At 48.7% G+C, this 18,712-nt stretch carries 14 protein-coding genes; 3 read left to right on the forward strand and 11 right to left on the reverse strand.

Annotated features, from left to right (window positions below; translation table 11 throughout):
- Positions 1-4 precede the first annotated feature (4 nt).
- Positions 5-649, reverse strand: coding sequence for a protein-L-isoaspartate(D-aspartate) O-methyltransferase (locus ACKU4E_RS04460; RefSeq protein ID WP_320169881.1), 645 nt, complete (start codon positions 647-649; stop codon positions 5-7).
- A gap of 220 nt (positions 650-869) precedes the next feature.
- Here ACKU4E_RS04460 and ACKU4E_RS04465 point away from each other — a divergent pair, with 220 nt between their 5' ends.
- Complete coding sequence (locus tag ACKU4E_RS04465; protein WP_320169882.1) at positions 870-1,301, forward strand: CBS domain-containing protein; 432 nt, start codon at positions 870-872, stop codon at positions 1,299-1,301.
- A gap of 85 nt (positions 1,302-1,386) precedes the next feature.
- On the opposite strand, the gene ACKU4E_RS04470 is transcribed toward ACKU4E_RS04465, so the two are convergent.
- The 4 genes from ACKU4E_RS04470 to hysB form a co-directional block, all read right to left on the reverse strand.
- Positions 1,387-3,249 carry a tetratricopeptide repeat protein gene (locus ACKU4E_RS04470; RefSeq protein ID WP_320169883.1) on the reverse strand — a complete coding sequence of 621 codons (1,863 nt, stop codon included), beginning with the start codon at positions 3,247-3,249 and terminating at the stop codon, positions 1,387-1,389.
- Positions 3,250-3,430: 181 nt separating this feature from the next.
- Positions 3,431-3,904: a NiFeSe hydrogenase maturation protease gene (gene hysD, locus ACKU4E_RS04475; RefSeq protein WP_320169884.1), complete on the reverse strand. Its 474-nt coding sequence runs from the start codon at positions 3,902-3,904 to the stop codon at positions 3,431-3,433.
- A gap of 175 nt (positions 3,905-4,079) precedes the next feature.
- On the reverse strand, positions 4,080-5,618 hold the full coding sequence (gene hysA / locus ACKU4E_RS04480) for a NiFeSe hydrogenase large subunit HysA (RefSeq protein ID WP_320169885.1): 1,539 nt from the start codon (positions 5,616-5,618) through the stop codon (positions 4,080-4,082).
- Positions 5,619-5,642: 24 nt separating this feature from the next.
- Complete coding sequence (gene hysB, locus ACKU4E_RS04485; protein ID WP_320169886.1) at positions 5,643-6,590, reverse strand: NiFeSe hydrogenase small subunit; 948 nt, start codon at positions 6,588-6,590, stop codon at positions 5,643-5,645.
- A 287-nt stretch (positions 6,591-6,877) separates the two neighbouring features.
- On the opposite strand from hysB, the gene ACKU4E_RS04490 reads away from it, so the two are divergent.
- Positions 6,878-8,194, forward strand: coding sequence for a M23 family metallopeptidase (locus ACKU4E_RS04490; protein WP_320169887.1), 1,317 nt, complete (start codon positions 6,878-6,880; stop codon positions 8,192-8,194).
- 115 nt (positions 8,195-8,309) lie between these two features.
- On the opposite strand, the gene ACKU4E_RS04495 is transcribed toward ACKU4E_RS04490, so the two are convergent.
- Positions 8,310-9,443 (reverse strand): YibE/F family protein, encoded by a 1,134-nt coding sequence (locus ACKU4E_RS04495; RefSeq protein ID WP_320169888.1) that lies wholly within the window; start codon positions 9,441-9,443, stop codon positions 8,310-8,312.
- A 274-nt stretch (positions 9,444-9,717) separates the two neighbouring features.
- On the reverse strand, positions 9,718-11,271 hold the full coding sequence (locus tag ACKU4E_RS04500; protein WP_320169889.1) for an alkaline phosphatase: 1,554 nt from the start codon (positions 11,269-11,271) through the stop codon (positions 9,718-9,720).
- A gap of 808 nt (positions 11,272-12,079) precedes the next feature.
- On the opposite strand from ACKU4E_RS04500, the gene ACKU4E_RS04505 reads away from it, so the two are divergent.
- Positions 12,080-12,376 (forward strand): hypothetical protein, encoded by a 297-nt coding sequence (locus ACKU4E_RS04505; RefSeq protein WP_320169890.1) that lies wholly within the window; start codon positions 12,080-12,082, stop codon positions 12,374-12,376.
- Here the strand turns inward: ACKU4E_RS04505 and ACKU4E_RS04510 are convergent.
- The 4 genes from ACKU4E_RS04510 to clpP form a co-directional block, all read right to left on the reverse strand.
- Positions 12,366-13,517 carry a serine hydrolase domain-containing protein gene (locus tag ACKU4E_RS04510; protein WP_320169891.1) on the reverse strand — a complete coding sequence of 384 codons (1,152 nt, stop codon included), beginning with the start codon at positions 13,515-13,517 and terminating at the stop codon, positions 12,366-12,368. The genes ACKU4E_RS04505 and ACKU4E_RS04510 overlap by 11 nt on opposite strands.
- A gap of 323 nt (positions 13,518-13,840) precedes the next feature.
- Positions 13,841-16,291, reverse strand: a complete 2,451-nt coding sequence (lon, locus tag ACKU4E_RS04515) for an endopeptidase La (protein WP_320169892.1) — start codon at positions 16,289-16,291, stop codon at positions 13,841-13,843.
- A 437-nt stretch (positions 16,292-16,728) separates the two neighbouring features.
- Positions 16,729-17,982: an ATP-dependent Clp protease ATP-binding subunit ClpX gene (clpX, locus tag ACKU4E_RS04520; protein WP_320169893.1), complete on the reverse strand. Its 1,254-nt coding sequence runs from the start codon at positions 17,980-17,982 to the stop codon at positions 16,729-16,731.
- A gap of 6 nt (positions 17,983-17,988) precedes the next feature.
- Entirely contained in the window at positions 17,989-18,597 is a 609-nt protein-coding gene (gene clpP, locus ACKU4E_RS04525; protein WP_320169894.1) for an ATP-dependent Clp endopeptidase proteolytic subunit ClpP, read from the reverse strand.
- Between the last annotated feature and the right edge of the window lie 115 nt (positions 18,598-18,712).

Below are 18,712 nucleotides of genomic sequence, written 5' to 3' on the forward strand. Positions count from 1 at the left end.
GCATTTACCAGCCCTGTTTTCCCACAAGGTCCACAAAGGCGCATCCGCCCATATCTGTGGTCTCAATACTGCCCGCGTTCTTGGTAACCAGCATCAGACGCTGTACGCGCTTCTGATCGCCGACGGGAATCACCATTCTGCCTCCCTCGGCCAGCTGGTCAATGAGGTATTGCGGGATTTCCGGCCCACCCGCTGTAACGATTATGCGGTCATACGGGGCATGCTCAGGCCAGCCCATTGTGCCGTCATCCAGTTTCAACTGGATATTGAAATATCGAAGATCGAAAAGAAGTTTGCGCACAGCCAGAAACAGCTTGCGGATGCGTTCCACGGAAAAGACATCCGCCCCCATTTCGGCAAGTACCGCGGCTTGATACCCCGAACCGGTGCCTATCTCCAGAACCTTGTGGCCCGGTTCAATCTGCAGCAGTTCGGACATGAAGGCCACTATATACGGCTGGGAGATAGTCTGTCCTTCCCCGATAGGAAGGGCGCTGTCCGAATAGGCCCGGGAAGCGAGAGCATCCTGGACGAAAAGATGCCTCGGAACCTTTCTCATGGCATCCAGAACGGTCTTGTCGGTCACACCTCTGACCATGATCTGCTCTTCGACCATTTTCAGGCGAGAGCGTTTCGGATCTATACGCACTTATCCCCCATCAACCGGGTGTACTTTGCCTGAACAGATTCTCTGTGCAGCCGGAAGAAAACACCCTGCGATAATTCATTGTTTGCGTTTGCAAATCAGATTTTGGCGGTCAAGTCAACCTGAATGGCTCAAATCGGCCCTTAAACCTGTTTTTTTTGCCTCCATACTTGACACAGAGGCCCCTTAAAGCGAAATTGAAGATAAGGAAAAGGAGGAACACATGCTGAAAGTTGATGATCTTATGACCAAAGAACTGTTCACTCTAAATGAAGATGACAATCTTAAAATGGCCAGGTCGCTCATGGACCTGCAACGTATAAGACATATTCCTATCGTAAATGAAAAGCAGGAATTCATAGGACTTGTCACCCATCGGGACATTCTGCGCGCCACAATATCCCAGCTTGCGGATATCGACCCGGCAACCCAGGGTGAAATTGACGCAGGAATACCAGTCGGGGAAATAATGCAGACCGGCATAAAGACCGTCAGCAAGGACTGTCTCCTGAAGGAGGCCGCCTACCTTCTTTTGAACCACAAATACGGCTGTCTGCCGGTGGTTAACGAGCAGAACTGTCTGGAAGGCATCCTCACCGAAGCTGATTTCCTCAAACTGACCATCAGTCTTATGGAAGCGTTGGAGAATGGGTAGGGATTTTTGGGCTGACGCAGACTTAATTTGATGAATGCAGAAATCCCCCGGCAGCGTAAGGTTGTCGGGGGATTTTTGATCGAGATTATTTTTTTGAGGATTGAGTTTGTTTTTGGGCGGCGAGGAGAGATTGGACTTTTTCAATCATGGGTTTTGCGCCGATTTCACGAAATAGAGAAAGTGATTTTTCCCAGCATTCCTCGGCTCCTGCAAAGTCCGATTGGGTTTTACGGAGGACACCGAGGTTGCCGTACTGGTAAGCCATCCCTTCTTTACTACCGAGCTCTTTATTCAACTCCAGTGACTTGTTGTAAAAATCCTCGGCTCCGGCAAGGTCCCCTTGAGTTTTACGAAGGACACCGAGGTTGCCGTAATCTGAAGCCATCCCTTCTTTGCAGCCGATCTTTTTATTCAACTTCAACGACTTGTGGTAAAAATCCTCTGCTCCTGCAAAGTCCCCCTGAGTTTTACGGATGATACCAAGGTTGCAGTAATTTGAAGCCATCCCTTCTTTGCGACCAAGCTTTTTATTCAACTCCAACGACTTGTTGTAAAAATCCTCTGCTCCTGCAAGGTCTCCCTGGTTACTACGAATATTTGCGAGGTTGCCGTACTGGAGAGCCATCCCTTCTTTGCGACCGAGTTCTTTATTCAACTCCAACGACTTGTTGTAAAAATCCTCTGCTCCTGCAAGGTCTCCCTGAATACGACGAATATTACCGAGGTTGCCGTACTGGTTAGCCATCCCTTCTTTATTGTCGAGCTCTTTATTCAACTCCAACGATTTGTTAAAAAAAATCTCTGCTCCTGCAAGGTTACCCTGAATTCCACGGATGATACCGAGGTTGCCGTAATCTGAAGCCATCCCTTCTTTGTGACTGAGCTCTTTTTCGATTGCCAAAGATTTGTTGTGAAAATTCTCTGCTCCTGCAAGGTCCCCCAGAATATAACGAATATTCCCGAGGTTGCCGTACTGGTTAGCCATCCCTTCCTTGCGACCGAGTTCTTTATTCAACTCCAACGACTTGTTGTAAAAATCCTCTGCTCCGGCAAGGTCCCCCTGAATTTGACGGATGATACCGAGATTGCCGTAATTTGAAGCCATCCCTTTCTTGCGACAGAGCTCTTTATTCAACTCCAACGCTTTGTTGTAAAAATCCTCTGCTTCTGCAAGGTTCCCCTGAATATACCGAATATTCCCGAGGTTGCCGTAAGCAACAGCATAAAGTCCTTTGTTTTTACTGGAAATGCCTATTTCCAGAACTTTTTTATATGCCTGCCCGGCTTTTTCAAGCTCCCCTATTCTTTGCAATAAATGCCCAAGTTGATTCCATCCGTCAGCATTTTTGGGGTCAAGTTCAACAGACTTTTGATAAGCTTCAAGTGCTTCATGAGTATTCTCTAAAAAAGCAAGAGCACCAAGGCGCCGATAAGCCTGCGCAGCTATTACATTGGTTTTCTGAGATTTTTCTTCATTCTCTTGTGCAACCTGTTTAAATAATGCCTTTGCTAACTCGGTGTTACCTTTTTCAAGTTCTTTTTCTGCTCTTATTGCATCTTCTTCGATGTCATCCTGTTTTTCCAACTCACGTACACCATCAATGGCATCTTTTAACCTTGCTATCTCCTGATCCTTTGACTGATTATCCAATTTGGCTTTTGTAAGCTCTTCATTAACGTTTTCATATTTTTCAAGTAATCTTAATGCAATTTCACCAGAATCTGTCCTTTCTGCGGGAGATACTGTTACAGTCACAGGAGAAGGACCAGCTTGATCTGTTTTTCTACGCGGCAGAAAAAACTTAACAAACCAAATGGCAAAAGGAGTTCCTCCCAGAAAAACACTCCAAGCCCCTAATTTACAGCTTGTATCCAAGCCTGCGTATAAAGGCCACCACCCGGAAACAGTGGCGTCCACACTATAAATTATATCAGTGGCATTAATCAAAGCACTTCTCCCGACAACTGAAATACTACGATTTTTATCTTACTTATAAACTCAATTAACTATAAGCAAACATAGCCGTCAATATATAAAATCATATACATACCAACAAAAAAAAGCGGCAGCCCCATCCCGGAACTGCCGCTTTTGCAAAATCTGTTAAACCACCCTTCGCACACCCACCCTACTGCGCGAACTCCTCAACAAAACGATTGATCTCCTGACGCGCTTTTTCCAGAAAATGGGGAAAAGCAGCCTTGCAGGTATCAGTCATTTCCATGGACCATTCGGTGTAGTTCTCCGGCTCCATACCCAGGATGCGGAGTTCCGGGCGTTTGCCGATGGCTCCGGCCATGTTCAGGGAATCCACCAGATCGATATCGTGCAGGGACAAGCGCTGCTTCTCGTTATTGATGATGTCCTTTTCTTCCAGATAATAGATGGTCCCGGCATTCTTCCCGCCATGAACAATGTCCAGAACCAGCGTTGCATCGTATTTTTCGAGAATATGAAAAATATCATGAGTGAATGTTCCGCCGTCCACAAGGTGAACGTATTCCGGCCATTCCTCCTTCTTGAGCTCCTCAACAGCATGAACCCCGACGCCCTCATCGCCGAGCAGTATGTTTCCTATTCCCAGCACCAGTAATTTTTTCATTTTCCGTCCTAAAGCGCGAACCGCATCAAATATAAAAAATATGGCAACACTTAAATAAGCAAAAACTCCCGGACACGGGGTACCCTGCGTCCGGGAGTTTGCAATATATCAATTCAAACGTTCATACGTTCCGGATTCGGACCGTTGGTCCGTTGTGCAGATCTACCGGGGTAGATTAGCAGCCTTCTCCTACGTGTACAACGTGTTCCTCACCGGTCTCTGCGTGCAGCACGTGCACGGCACAGCCAAGTCACGGGTCGAAGGATCGTATGATCCTTGATATGTCAACCGGACTTTTCGGATCGGGAACGGGGCAGCCGATGAGGGCTTCCTCAATGGTGCCGCGCATGCCTGAATCGTCACGGGGTGTGCTGTTCCAGAGAGTTGCCGGAATCATCTGATAGTTGGCGGTTTTCTGGTCCTTGATGCTGATGTAATGCAGCAGGGAGCCGCGGGGAGCTTCGGTGAGACCGAGGCCTTCCGCAACCTGGGGAATGGCGGACTTGACGTAAGTCTCTTCCCCGGCCTTGACTTCATTGAGCCAGCGGTCCTGAATGGCATTGACAACGAGGTAGGCTTCCTCTGCACGGGCAACGTGACGGCCCATGAGGGAGAAGACCATTTCCGCACCGAGATCGCGGAACATCTTGGCTTCGACACCGAAAAGGTCCTTGAGCTGCTTGCGGCCCATGGGGCTGAGTTCAGGGTTCTGAACCCACATACGGGCGGCAGGGCCTACTTCAACGGCATGACCGTTGTAGCGGGAAGCCTTGCAGAAGCTGTAGGCGCCTTCCTTGTGTACATCCGGAATGGTCTTGCCCTTGCTGGGGTGCAGGTCGGAACATTCATCGGTGTACCATGCATACTTGGTGTATTCCTTGATGAGTTTCTGGTCGAAAGGCTCATCCTTGCCGTCAACGTAAACGCCGGGCTTGAGGAGGAATTCGCTTTCGGCATCATCCATGGGGAATACGCCGTATGCCATTGCGTTTCTGTATCCGCCGCCGATTTTGAACAGATCCTTGTAAACGGAACCGATCAGGTAAACGGTGGGTACGTATGTTTCAGCGACGAATTTCTGCACCTGCTTGAAGCGGCTTGCGTATTCGACAAGCTTTTCCTTGGTGGGGATTTCGGTCGCTCCGCCGACAACCTGACCGGAGATGTGCGGCATCTTGCCGCCGAACAGTGCCACCATTTCATGGCAGATACGGCGGATTTCAAGAGCTTTTACATACTGGTCGACTGCAACGGCGTTGGTTTTTTCATCCAGACGCAGGTCCGGGTGTTCAAAACGGGGAACAAATGGAGCTTTGCCCGGACCTCTGACGAAGTCCAGAGCTGCCAGATGATAAAAATGCAGAATATGGGACTGCAGATAGTTTGCGCCGAAGATGAGGTTCTTGGTCAGGCGACCGTTGGTGGTCAGCTTGACGCCGAAAGCATCATCAAGGGCACGGGTGGATGCTGTAGAGTGAGCGGTGGGACAAACTCCGCAGAGTCTCTGAGTCAGCTGGGCGGCATCGCGGGGATCGCGGCCGATCAGAATGTTCTCGAAACCGCGGTACATGCCGCCGGACAGCCATGCGTCCACAACTTTGCCGTCCTTGACCACAACCTCGGCTTTGAGGTGTCCCTCGATGCGGGTTACCGGGTCAATGGCAATCTTGAGCTTCCCGTCTGCGGCGACGGGTTCATGAGAGTTCGAAGACATAAGGATTACTACTCCTCTTTCCGGTTAACCGGCTTCGTAGAAGGGGGACATTTCATCCGGGAATCCCGGTTCTACACAGCCAAGACATACTGAGTTTTCGACACACCAGTTGACCCCGCCGTTCCATTTGCGTTTGAAACAGTCGGAGTTTGCGTTGGGGCCTTTGCAACCCAGTTCGTAGCGACACTTAACCGGATCGGTGAATATTTCAGCGTATTCGTCGTTATCGAATTTTTCGAGGAACGGACAATTGTCGTGAATATTTTCACCGTAAAAGGGAGTGGGACGTCCGACGTTGTCCAGAATGGAAACAACATCAGCCAGTCCGCTCTGCAGACCTTTCTCTTCAATAGCGTTGATCGCGACGACAAGAGTTCCCACCATCCAGTCAGGATGGGGCGGGCAGCCGGGAATGTTGACCACGGGGGTCTTCACTCCGTTTTCAGCCAGGAAATTGGTCACGGACATGGAGCCTGTGAGGTTGCCCTGTGCGGCCGGAATACCGCCGTAGGCAGCGCATGTGCCCACGTTTACGACAACGGCGGCGTTTTTGGCCATTTCGAGTGTGGCATCGGTCATTGCGAATTCCTTGTGATTCGCATCAGCACCGACAATGCAGAAATGACCGTTTTCCGCAGTGGGAACCGAACCTTCAACGATAAGGATGTATTTACCCGTCTGCTCTTTTGCCACGTCCATCATGTGTCCCCAGGCTTCATGACCTTCGGACCCCATAATGGTCGGGTGGTAATCAAGGGTAATAACATCCAGAAGAACCTCTGCGATCGAGGGGTGCACTGAATTGAGAATCGATACCGAGCATCCGGTGCAGCCCTGTCCCTGCAGCCAGAATACATGCGGTACGAATTTTTTCAGTGCGTGCACCACACTGGGGTTGAACATCTGGGAAATCCCAAATCCAGCCACAGTCCCTGTGCACAATTTCACAAAATCTCGCCTGGTCAAACTCATCCCTACCTCCTTGGTGGTTGCCGGCGTGTAAGGCACTGTCCTTACTTAATAAAAAAAACCGCCACGGCGACGATATTTTTTCAAACCAAATACACACTACGGAGTTTTACGTCAACAATAAGTGATAGAAAAAGGGAGTGTGCATAGATTTTATCTATACCAAGCATAGACAAAAACCTCTTTTACAATGTTGTGTATTGAATCATCAGGATATTTGTTGTTATGGTTGCCCCGCTTAACAACATTATATGAATCGGGTTCACTTGAACAAAATCCAAGGATCAGCAATGGCGCGTAAGAAAAATCGTATCGGGCAATTTATCGTATTAATAATTCTTATCGGAATTTTAGGTGCCGGAGGGTATATATTATATAAAGACACTACCGCTCCGCAGCTGTCCATCAGTCCGGATAAAGGGTTTATTACTTATGAAACACCAATAGACATCAATATCAGCGATACTCAGTCAGGACTCAAGGCTGTCAAAATCGTACTTGTGCAGGGCGACAACAAAATCACACTTACGGAAAAGACTCTGCCGAAGAATACAGTTGATTATAATCAGCAGATTACCATCGGCAAAAGACAGATAAAGGAAGGACCGTTTGAAATAGCGGTCTGGGCTGTGGACACTTCCCTGGCCGGTTTCGGAAGCGGAAATGCCGTTATAGCCAGAGGGAACTATACTCTTGATACCATAGCGCCGAAAATCAGTGTTATTTCCGGCAGCCACAACCTCAATCAGGGAGGCTGCGGGCTGGTCGTCTACAAGCTCAGCGAAACTCCGTCCCGGACCGGTGTTGAAGTCGGCGAAGATTTCTTCCCCGGATTCAAACAGCCTGACGGCGAATACGCGTGTCTTTTTGCCATTCCGTATTATGATGACGCGAAAAAAGTCAGCCCGGTACTCATCGCCGAGGATGCTGCAACCAACAAACGCAGAAGCGGTTTTGCGTTTCACGCCAACAGCAGGGTTTACAGGCATGACCGAATCAATATTTCGGACCGTTTTCTGGGCAGCAAGATGCCGCAGTTTGAGTCGGATTATCCCGGTATAACCAATCAGGTTGAACTCTTTCTAAAGGTCAACCGTGAACTGCGAGTGAAAAACCGGGCCGAACTGCACCGCATAGCCAGGGACACTTCCCCGGTATTCCTGTTCAAGGGCAGCTTCAAAAGACTCGATAACGCTGCCAACCGGGCCGGGTTCGGAGACCAGCGGACCTATTATCACAACGGGAAGGAAATAGACAAACAGACCCACCTGGGCATTGACCTGGCCAGTATCCGCAACGCCCCTGTTCCCGCCGCAAATAATGGCCGCGTGGTGCTGGCTGCGTCCGATTTCGGCATATACGGAAACGCGATCATCATTGATCACGGCATGGGACTTCAGACCCTGTATTCACATCTCAGCCAGATGGATGTCGCTCCCGGAGACATGGTCGAACGCGGCCAGATTATCGGCAAGACCGGTGCAACAGGCATGGCCGGCGGAGACCACCTGCATTACGGCGTTATCTGCTCCGGCATCCCCGTCAACCCGGTTGAATGGTGGGACGCGCGCTGGATCAAAAACAACATTACCAGCAAGTTGAAATAAGGGATTACCATAAGAACGCAAAAGGGGGGGACATCGTGATCGATGTCCCCCCTTTTGCGTTTCAATCCGCGTGAACAGGTGTGCTCTTCAGCAACTCTGCCCTTCCTGATTATATTTATTGGCAGCTGTCATTTTCGATATTTTTGAATCCGCAAAGAATTATCCCGGCAATGATTGCCGTGATCGGCGCAACCAGCACAAGTCCGACACTTCCGACCAAGGTACGGAAAACCTCGGCTGCCACCAGTTTGAAATTAAGCATCCGCGTAAAAGAGGCTCCCTTGGAAACAAACAGCATCAGCATGGTCAGGTAACCGCCGGAATATGCCAGCAGCAGAGTCGTTGTCATCGTACCCGTAACCATCCTTCCTACGTTGAAGCCTGACTTTATAAGGTCCTTACGCCCGATATCCGGCCGCTTGCTCAATACTTCATTCATGGATGCGGTGACGTCCATGGCAATATCCATGGCCGCTCCGGAAGCCCCCAGAATGACCGAGGAGTAAAAAATATCCCGCAGATCCAAGGAAAAATGACCTGAAAAATAAAGAAGCGTGGCAAATGGAGCCGTCATGCCTGAAAGCCTAAGCTTTTCCCCGAAAAAGAGAGTCAGTCCCAATGCCAGAAAAAGCCCGATAAGTGTTCCGGCTGTTGCAATAAGCGTAACCCGCGAAAAACCGGCCACCGAAGTTATGATGACCACGGTCAGCAGGGTCAGGGTAATAACGGTCAGCCAAACCGGATTTCCGCCGGAAAGAAGTTCCGGAATGAAAAATCTCCACAAAATATAAGCGCTTGTCACGAAGCTGAATAAGGCTTTCAATCCTATGGTCCGGGCATAAATTAGCAGGATCAGAACGAAAAGTCCGAAAAGGAGCATCTCCCACCCCTGCCGGTACTGGTTGACCGCCCTGGCATCCTCCGGTTTATCGCCGTTCATGCGTACGGCCATAAGCATGGTGTCTCCCGGAGCGTACACCTCGTCCATTTCAGGCTGCCCTATCAGCTGATTTATCCCTCGTACTGTTTTTCCCTTGATCTCTCCCTCGGTAAGAACTGCCGTAACGTACTGGGTGCCGATTATGGCTGTTCCCATGTGCACTATGGCGTCATTATCCACCTCGGTAACCACAGCCTGCCATTCATGGATAGCCGGATCAAGGTCGTGTCCGGAACGGTCAAACCGCAGCAGACAGATAACGCCGATAATGAGCAGAATAAATACAACTGGGGTGGCAAACCTTCGCATCCGTACCTCACGAAAACATTAAAATGACCTTCTCTTTCGGGGAAGGAGCTTGGTAGCAAAGTCCAAAACGTCAGACTGTTGATAATGTGCCAGATATAAGGCGCAAGAAAAAGCATGGAACGAAGCGTATATCGACATACGTGAGTTTCATGCTTTTTCGCAGCAACGCAGCAGATGGTGCTTTATCAGCAATCTGAGGCCCCCGTTTTTTTCGGGGGCCTTATTTTAACAAAGTGACATATTGTGCAGTCCTTTAGGGACGCCGGTCAACAGCCTAGTTGTTGTAGGGAATCCTGGAGTATTTTTCCTGCGGACCGTAGGTTGCACCGAGCAGAGCTTTTGAGTCGGTCTTTTTATAGTCGGACAGCTTCACGCCGATAGCCTGTGCAATGCGGGTGGGGATGTCGGTATTGTCGATAAAACCGCGGAACATGTCAGCGTCAACACCGACAGCGGTGGCAGGAATAACGGTTCCGGTATGAACGAAGGAAGTCCAGAAAACACGGGCTCTCTGGGAGATAAGGTCGGTAACGGCAACCATTGTCGGAGTGTAGGAGTAACCGTAAAGGACCTTGTCCTTCTTATCGAGGCTCTGGTTCTTGTCCTGAACCAGCATTGCGTCCATGAGGACTTTGTCTTCGCTGGGAGTACGGTCGGTCAGGCCCCATTTTTCTTCAACATACCTGATGAAATCGGCATGACGTTTTTTGAGGTCAGCTTCTTTCTTGGCCAGCTTGTTGTAGTATCCGTTCAGGTTGTCTTCTGCGGAAACACTTACTTTTTCCAGCGCCTTGAGATTAAGGAAGTAACCTTTGGAGTCCATTGAGATACCAAGACCTGCACCACCGGTTTCATGGTCGGCAGCGGTAACAATGAGGGTTTCATCGGGGTGCTTGAGGTAAAAGTCGTATGCGACCTTTACTGCCTCGTCCATTGCGAGAGTATCAAGGATTGCCGACTTTGCATCATGGGCGTGAGCAGCGTGGTCGATGCGTCCGCCTTCAACCATGAGGAAGAAAGGCTTGCCCTGTGCAGCAAGGGAAGCAACTGCTTTTTCAGTGATTTCGCTCAAAGCAGGGATCTTGTTTTTCTTGAGGTCGCTGTTGCGGCGGGCAACTTCGTAAGGGATATGGCTGTAGGCCAGAACGGCAAATACTTTTTCACCTTTTTTGGGCTTGTAAGCGCGGAACGCATCACGGGCGGAATCACCGACAAAGGTTTTGTAACCCTTGTCTGCAAACATTTTTACAACGTCAACATCGTCTTTGCGCTTGGACTTCAAGCCCTCTGCGTTGTTTTTGGCTACGAAATGGCGATAGCCGCCGCCGGCGAGGAAATCAAAACCGGAATCGGCCTGATCAACCGCAATCGCATTTTCTGCGTCACGATCAACATTGTGAGCGGAAAATGAAGCGGGAGTGGCGTGTGTGAGACGGGTGGTGGTAATTACACCTACGGCATAGCCCTTATCCTTGGCTGCTTCGGCAATGGTCTTGAGGTCTCTGCCGTCGGGAAGCTTTGCAAGGTAGCCGTTGGTGGTCTTGTACCCGCAGGAAAGTGCAGTACCGCCTGCTGCGGAGTCGGTAATAAGGGTGTTGTCGGAATAGGTGGTAACCAGAGCAGTATCGGGAAACGAGTTCATTACCAGTTTTGCATCGGGATTACCGGTTTCCATTTTGTTGTACAGTTCAGCGGCCATACGCTGTGTGGGGCCGAGACCGTCTCCGATGAAGTAGAAAACATACTTGGGACCGGCCGCAAAAGCGCTGACGGCCAGCAGGCAAATACAGAATGCCAATGCTGAAGGACGAAGAATTCTTTTAAACATACTCACTCCAAACCAAATTAGGGTTACGCTTCGCGTACTAAATTTCGGCAGGTACGCGAAGCACCATGCTCTCCCGGATCGGCTAATCATAATTGAAAAGCATATTTTCAGGTTCGCATTACAACATTCACAAATGAACACTGTCGGCTGCCGGCATAGAGACAATGCCGGTTTTTATTCCCAACAAAACATCCGACATCTGGTTCTCTGCATACTTTTTCAAGGATTTAAAAAAGTTGAAATCACCTTAAAATGAATTGAAATTATGTCAATAGGGTCACATTGTACAAACTACGGCTCCTTCTTTGTAACACAATCGTAACATTTCGGAATGTATTTATTAATGCAATAGGATTTTTTTTGTTAGATTATGTAAATTATTTTACATATAAATAAGTGTCGGAGTCTTTTTAAGAAAAAAAAGTAACTAAATGAAAGAAGCACGCGCAATATTAATAAAATATATTTCAATTATGAACTGATATCCATATCAATCTTATCGGCAATATCTTCAACCAAGACAGTATAAACGATGTCTCTGTACTTTTATAAGGACACTGATTGCTTATTAGACAATACTCCAGAGCATGGAAAATAATTCCGCATTTTTCTGAATATAGCCCGTAATAACATTCTGCACATAACCGGATATCGATTAAATTTCCTGATCATTGACACAGTAAAAACCACTTAGAACTGTTAACTTGTTGATTTGTGTTTATTAATCCTAAACGGTCTGTTTCTTGTAGAATGGAATGCAGGTAAACCATGGACAGATTATTCCACAACAGTAAAGGGAAGGTGGAGTATGTGGAAAGCAATGATCATCCTGGCAATCGTCCTGGCAATTCCGGTAATTACAAATTCATATGCAGCCGGCATTGAACCTGTAAGAAACGAATCTTTTTCAGAGCGTGCAGAGAGAAATGTCGAGTTCAACAACAGATCCGTATCCGATGACACGGCAAATTTCATGAACTTTAGCGAGGACATCAAGGCCGGTTTTGTTTTCGGCCTGAACAACGATGAAGAATCATATAATGACGGACCTCAGGACAACTCCGGAGGTATGGGGATTGGAATAGGATTCGGTTTCAGTTTTTAGCGACAGTTTCGGTTCCCGGATTTATGGTAAACAATCCGGACTTATTGACAACCTGCCAGAAAACGGACTCAGCGGTCGCGTCCTGCCCTGCCCCATACGTCTGTCCGTTGGTGAGAATCACAAAATAATATCCCCTGTACCGAAAGGCCAGAGAAGTATAAATTCCCGCAAAATCACCATTATGGCCGATCGCATCGGCTTTGTTCATCAACCCCAGACCGTATGAAACACCATAGAGCATGGCCGGTTTGAAACAGAACTGTTCATGCAAGATATCCTCGTCTATTCCGTATCCGTTCAGATAGGATTTCAACCAGACCATTATGTCTCTGGCTGTAGATACACCATTGCCGGAACACCAGGCCCAGGAAGGATTAATTACTCTGCTCAGGTCCTTTACCCGGCCTGTTTCAGGATTATAATCGTACCCCCGCGCATAAGGAGAGCGCATTCGAGTACAGGTAGGAAAAGAAGTGGACCGGAACTTCAGCGGGCCGAGAATCCTTTTCTGGACCTGATTTTCAAACGTGTCCCCGGTCAGCCTTTCAAGAATAAGCCCCAGCAGCACATAATTTGAATTACTGTACTCGAAAATTGTTCCTGATGGTCCGCACGGACAGCGACGGAACTCCAGTAATCCTTCCGGGGTCCATTTTTTCCGAGGGGTTGTTCTGAATTCCGCCAGAAAAGCCCTGTTATCTGCAAAATTGCCTAAATTGCTCCTCATCTGCAGCAGATGTCGTATCGTTACCGGGTTATCTTCCGCAATCATGTCCGGCAGAATACTATGAACCCTCGCATCGAGCTCAACTTTGCCTTCGCTGACCAGCATAAGCACCAGCGAGGCAACAAATGTTTTGGTTATACTGCCTATTCTGAACCTGTGCCCTGCAGAAACGGGCATTCTCGGGTTTATCACCCCCACGCCGGTACTCATGGTCCACTTTTCACCTTCCGGAGTTTCAACGCACATTACGGCGCCTGGAATCTTCAGTTCCTTCACCGAAGTCACGAAAACACTGCGGACATCATCACGCGTTCCGGCCAGACTTGCTGTTCCCGCACATAATGTGAACCAGATAAAAAAAATATAGACTGTCGCTTTTCCCGTCACAACTTCAACCAGAACCTTTTCAGACAAATAAAACTTCCGGAAACAGTCCATGCCTGCAAAATTTAATTTCACTTCGCATGGACCATGCCTCCCCTGCGGATATCAACCAGCCTCTTGAGAGTTAGCATAATATCTCCCGAGCTCAAAACATTCTATTATACAATTAGCTCGCTAACTCTTTTGGGAACAACGGAAATGTCCATATATAAATTGATAATCACCAAGTAAAATACGCAATAAAAAAGATCTGAAACCAACGCAATAAACATCGGTTTCAGATCTTTCAGATAATATTCTTTCGGGCTTAGAGAGTTCCTTGCGGATACCCCGCTCAACCGATTCAAATGCAATTAATGCGGCTGGCTCTGATATTCATCCTTGATCAGGTTCAGGGCGATGGGTGTAACGTTGTTACGTCCTCTGAACAGTTCTTCCGCGGTCAGACTGTCCAGAGCACAACTCAGAACCTCGTCCATGTTTTCCACGGGGATTATTTCCAGATCAGTCAGAATTTCGTCCGGAACCTCTTTGAGGTCCTTTTTGTTATCAATGGGGATAAGGACTGTTTTCGACTGTCCCCTGTGAGCAGCCAGCAGCTTTTCACGCAGTCCGCCGATGGGAAGCACCCTTCCGCGAAGAGTTATCTCGCCGGTCATGGCCAGATCATGGCGAACAGGCACGTTGAGGAAGGCCGATGCAATGGCGGTACAGAGTGTGATACCGGCCGAAGGACCGTCTTTCGGAGTTGCACCTTCCGGCACGTGCACATGCACATCGATTTTTTCATGAAAATCAGATTTCAATCCGAACAGATCGGAACGGGACCGGATGTAGGACAGGGCCGCCTGTGCTGATTCCTGCATTACATCACCCAGCTTTCCGGTTATGACCACCTTGCCCTTGCCGGGCATGAGGACAACTTCCACCATCAGCATCTCGCCGCCGACCTGAGTGTAAGCAAGTCCTGTTGCAACACCGACGAGAGATTTTTCCTCTCTTGAACCGAAACGGAATTTATACACACCGAGAATCGAGGTGAGGTTATCCCGCTCCACCTGCATGTTTTTGTCCCTGTCACCGGATTCCACAATCTGCATGGCGGTCTTGCGGCAGACCCGAGCCAGTTCCCTTTCAAGACTTCTGACACCCGCCTCTTTTGTGTAAGTGCGGATAATGTCCAGCATTGCTTCATCGGAAACGGCAAGGTTTTCTTCCTTGAGGCCGTGTTCCTTGATCTGTTTGGGCAGCAGGAAATCCTTTGCGATATGCATTTTTTCGGTTTCCAGATAGCCCGGCAGAGTAATGATCTCCATACGGTCCTGCAGCGGAAGAGGAATGGAATGCAGATCGTTCGCCGTGGTAATGAAAAATACCTTGGACAGATCGTAATCCAGATCAAGGTAATGATCGCTGAATGTTCCGTTCTGCTCCGGATCAAGCACTTCAAGAAGAGCCGCCGAGGGGTCACCCCTGAAGTCGGTGCTCATCTTGTCCACTTCGTCCAGACAGATGACCGGGTTGCTGAACTCGCAGCGGCGCAGGGACTGGATGATCTTACCGGGAAGAGCCCCGACATAAGTACGCCTGTGACCTCTGATTTCAGCTTCATCGCGTACACCGCCGAGAGAAAGGCGCACGAATTCGCGGTCCATGGCTCTTGCAATGGACTTGGCGATGGAGGTTTTACCTACTCCGGGAGGGCCTGCAAAACAGAGGATGGGACCTTTGATCGTTTCGACCAGAGACTGCACGGCCATGTATTCAAGGATACGTTCCTTGGGCTTTTTGAGTCCGTAATGGTCCTCATCCAGAATTTCGCGTGCTCTGGAGATATCAAGCTTGGTCTTTTTGTAGCTGTTCCACGGAAGTTCCATAACCCAGTCTACGTAATTTCTTACGACCGTGTATTCTGCGGAAGACGGCGCCATCTGACGCAGCTTCTTGATTTCCTTGCGAACCCTGTCGCGCGATTCATCATCCATCTGCTTGGCGTCAAGCTGTTCTTCAAGGTCGTGGGCTTCCGCCTGAGGATCGTCCTCGCGGCCCATTTCCTTGTTGATGGCCTTCAGCTTTTCATTGAGATAGTATTCGCGCTGGTTCTTTTCCATCTGTCCTTTGACGCGGTTCTTGACCCGCTTTTCAATGGACACGATTTCGATTTCGCCAAGCAGAAGTTCATAGACCGCTTCAAGACGCTCAAGGGGGTCAACCATTTCAAGAATGCCCTGCTTCTTGATGAACTCAACCTTCAAATGCGGCATTATCGAATCGGCCAGTTTTCCTGCCGAGCGGATAGTGGAGATGGCCAGAACCGTTTCCGGGGCAATTTTCTTGTTCACCTTGCCGAAATTTTCAAGAGCTTCGTGCACGGAACGCACCAGTGCCTCGGTAGCATTCTCTTCTGCATGAAGATCATCCACCCTTTCAATATCTACCAGGGGAAAATCTTCCTTGAAGGTCATGCCATCGGCATCCGGATTCCATGACGCACGGTAAAGGCCTTCGAAAAGGACCTTGATGGTCCCGTCCGGAAGTCTGAGCATCTGAAGAATCTTGCTCACGGTACCGATGCGGAACAGATCGCTCGGAGCGGGTTTTTCCTTTTCCGGGAATTCCTGTGTGACCAGAAAGATCTTCTTGTCATATTCGGCAATAGCTTCCTCAATGGCCTTGATCGACGACTCGCGTCCGACGAAAAGCGGCACTATTGATCTGGGAAACATAACCACTTCCCTGAGGGACATCATCGGAAGCCTGTTTTTATCAGCGGATGAGCCACTTTCATAAACTGTGGACGACATTTATCCTCCTACCTTAAACCCGGATACGGATTGCAAGAACCGTTACGGTTCTGAGTGAATATTTTATCTTACCAAATTTTATCTTATTCAGGATAACAATTTCTTTATCCGAAAATTCCTCTTAAAATAACCGATTTGATAAACAGGCGTTCACGCCCGTAATTAAATCAACCGATTGTAATGGATCATGTAATACCTAGACCCGGTTTGTCAAACTTGAGTAATGAAATTTCAGATGAAAAGAGGAGAAAAAACTGAATCAAGGAATGTTCAACACCTGTCCATTCCTTATTTCTATCGGAAGAATCCGGAAAATTATTAGCCTTTGGACCTGTCTTCAAGAATATCGTTACAAAGCCATAATCCCAAAAAAGCCTCCGTTCAAACGAACGGAGGCCATTGTAATTAAATTGTCGAGGAAAATCCCCGGCAGGCTGCTAAGCGCTTTTTATTTCGTTATGAAAAAAAAGCAGCGGTTCTATGCCGGATTCAACAACGCTCTTGTTTATTACGCACTCCTTGACTCCGGTAAGGGAGGGAAGCTTGTACATAATATCGAGCATGATGGATTCCAGAACGTTACGCAGCCCTCTGGCTCCGGTCTTTCTCTTCACCGCCATAGCGGCGATGGATTTGAGAGCGTTCTCGGTAAAGGTCAGACGAACACCGTCAATGTCGAACATTTTCTTGTACTGTTTGACGAGAGCGTTCTTGGGCTCCGTAAGAATCCTTACCAGATCCTCTTCGGTAAGCTCGGAAAGAGCTGTCTGTACCGGAATACGCCCTACAAATTCAGGGATAAGCCCGAATTTTACCAGGTCGGCAGGTTCAGCCTTGGAAAAAAGCTCGCTGATGCCCTTTTCGGTCTTGGTTTCAACCTTCGCACCGAATCCTATTCCCGAACCGGACATACGCTGCTGAACAATGCTGTCCAGACCGATGAAAGCCCCGCCGAGAATGAACAGGATGTTCGAGGTATCGAGGCGGATAAACTCCTGCTGCGGATGCTTGCGTCCACCCTTGGGCGGGATATTGGCTTCGGTTCCCTCAATAATTTTGAGCAGAGCCTGCTGTACGCCCTCACCCGATACATCACGGGTGATGGAGGGGCTGTCGCCCTTCCTGGAGATTTTGTCGATTTCATCAATGTATATGATCCCGCGCGAAGCAGCATCAATATCATAATCGGCATTCTGCAGCAGTTGAACAAGGATGTTTTCCACGTCCTCGCCAACATATCCGGCTTCGGTCAGGGTTGTTGCGTCGGCAATAGCAAACGGAACCTTGAGCACACGGGCCAGAGTCTGGGCCAGCAGGGTTTTACCAGAACCGGTGGGGCCGATAAGCAGGATGTTGCTTTTATCTATTTCAACATCATCGGCAGAACTGGATTTGGAATAAAAAACACGCTTGTAGTGGTTGTGGACAGCCACCGCCAATATCTTTTTAGGATAATCCTGGCCGATAACATACTCGTCAAGGAGTTCCTTGATTTCCTGAGGCGAGAGGAGCTTTCCAGCATCAAACTCTTCGCTGACTGCTTCCTGAGCCATGATGTCGTTGCAGAGCTGCACGCACTCATCGCAGATGTACACATCCGGACCGGCAATCAGTCTCTGAACTTCATCCTGCGATTTGGAGCAGAAAGAGCAGCGGAGGTCCTGTCCCGAACCTTTTCTATCCTTACTCATCCGGAATTAACCTTCCTTGGATTCAATTTTCCCACGGGATTCAATGATCTTGTCGATCAGACCGTAATCAAGTGCCTCCTGGGCGGACATGAAATAATCACGGTCGGTATCCTTTTCTATTTCCTCAACCGTCTTGCCGGAAGCGTCAGCCATAATGGAGTTGAGCGACTTCCTGAGACGCAGAATTTCCCTGGCCTGGATATCGATATCCGTGGCCTGACCCTGAGCACCGCCGAGAGGCTGGTGAATGAGGATGCGGCTGTGCGGCAGGGAATAGCGATGCCCTTTCTCCCCTGCGCAGAGCAGGAAAGCACCCATGCTGGCGGCCTGTCCCATACACAGAGTGGCAACCGGGGCGGAAATATATTTCATTGTATCATATATAGCCAGTCCGGCAGTGACAACCCCGCCGGGGGAGTTGATGTACATGTATATTTCTTTTTCCGGATCTTCCGATTCAAGAAAAAGAAGCTGTGCGCAGATTACGCTGGCTACATGGTCGTTGACTTCGCCGCTGAGCAGTATGATCCTGTCCTTAAGCAGACGTGAATAGATATCGTAGGCACGTTCCGTACGCCCTGTGGTTTCAATAACAATAGGTATGGTTCCAGACATCAATTTCTCCCGATGAGGACATTAATATTATGAAAAACCGTGTTTACTTAACTAAAAATTATATCCTGCGCTAAAGCGGACCCTTTTCGATTTTGTATCCTAAACATTTGATGAC

It is taken from the genome of Maridesulfovibrio sp., from assembly GCF_963677005.1.
Classification (GTDB): domain Bacteria; phylum Desulfobacterota; class Desulfovibrionia; order Desulfovibrionales; family Desulfovibrionaceae; genus Maridesulfovibrio.

Excerpts from the sequence above, each read along its gene's own strand:
- lon (WP_320169892.1), bottom strand. The coding sequence starts at position 16,291 with ATGTCGTCCACAGTTTATGAAAGTGGCTCATCCGCTGATAAAAACAGG.
- hysB (WP_320169886.1), bottom strand. The coding sequence starts at position 6,590 with ATGAGTTTGACCAGGCGAGATTTTGTGAAATTGTGCACAGGGACTGTG.
- ACKU4E_RS04505 (WP_320169890.1), top strand. The coding sequence starts at position 12,080 with ATGTGGAAAGCAATGATCATCCTGGCAATCGTCCTGGCAATTCCGGTA.
- ACKU4E_RS04465 (WP_320169882.1), top strand. The coding sequence starts at position 870 with ATGCTGAAAGTTGATGATCTTATGACCAAAGAACTGTTCACTCTAAAT.
- ACKU4E_RS04495 (WP_320169888.1), bottom strand. The coding sequence starts at position 9,443 with ATGCGAAGGTTTGCCACCCCAGTTGTATTTATTCTGCTCATTATCGGC.
- hysD (WP_320169884.1), bottom strand. The coding sequence starts at position 3,904 with ATGAAAAAATTACTGGTGCTGGGAATAGGAAACATACTGCTCGGCGAT.
- ACKU4E_RS04490 (WP_320169887.1), top strand. The coding sequence starts at position 6,878 with ATGGCGCGTAAGAAAAATCGTATCGGGCAATTTATCGTATTAATAATT.
- clpX (WP_320169893.1), bottom strand. The coding sequence starts at position 17,982 with ATGAGTAAGGATAGAAAAGGTTCGGGACAGGACCTCCGCTGCTCTTTC.
- clpP (WP_320169894.1), bottom strand. The coding sequence starts at position 18,597 with ATGTCTGGAACCATACCTATTGTTATTGAAACCACAGGGCGTACGGAA.
- ACKU4E_RS04500 (WP_320169889.1), bottom strand. The coding sequence starts at position 11,271 with ATGTTTAAAAGAATTCTTCGTCCTTCAGCATTGGCATTCTGTATTTGC.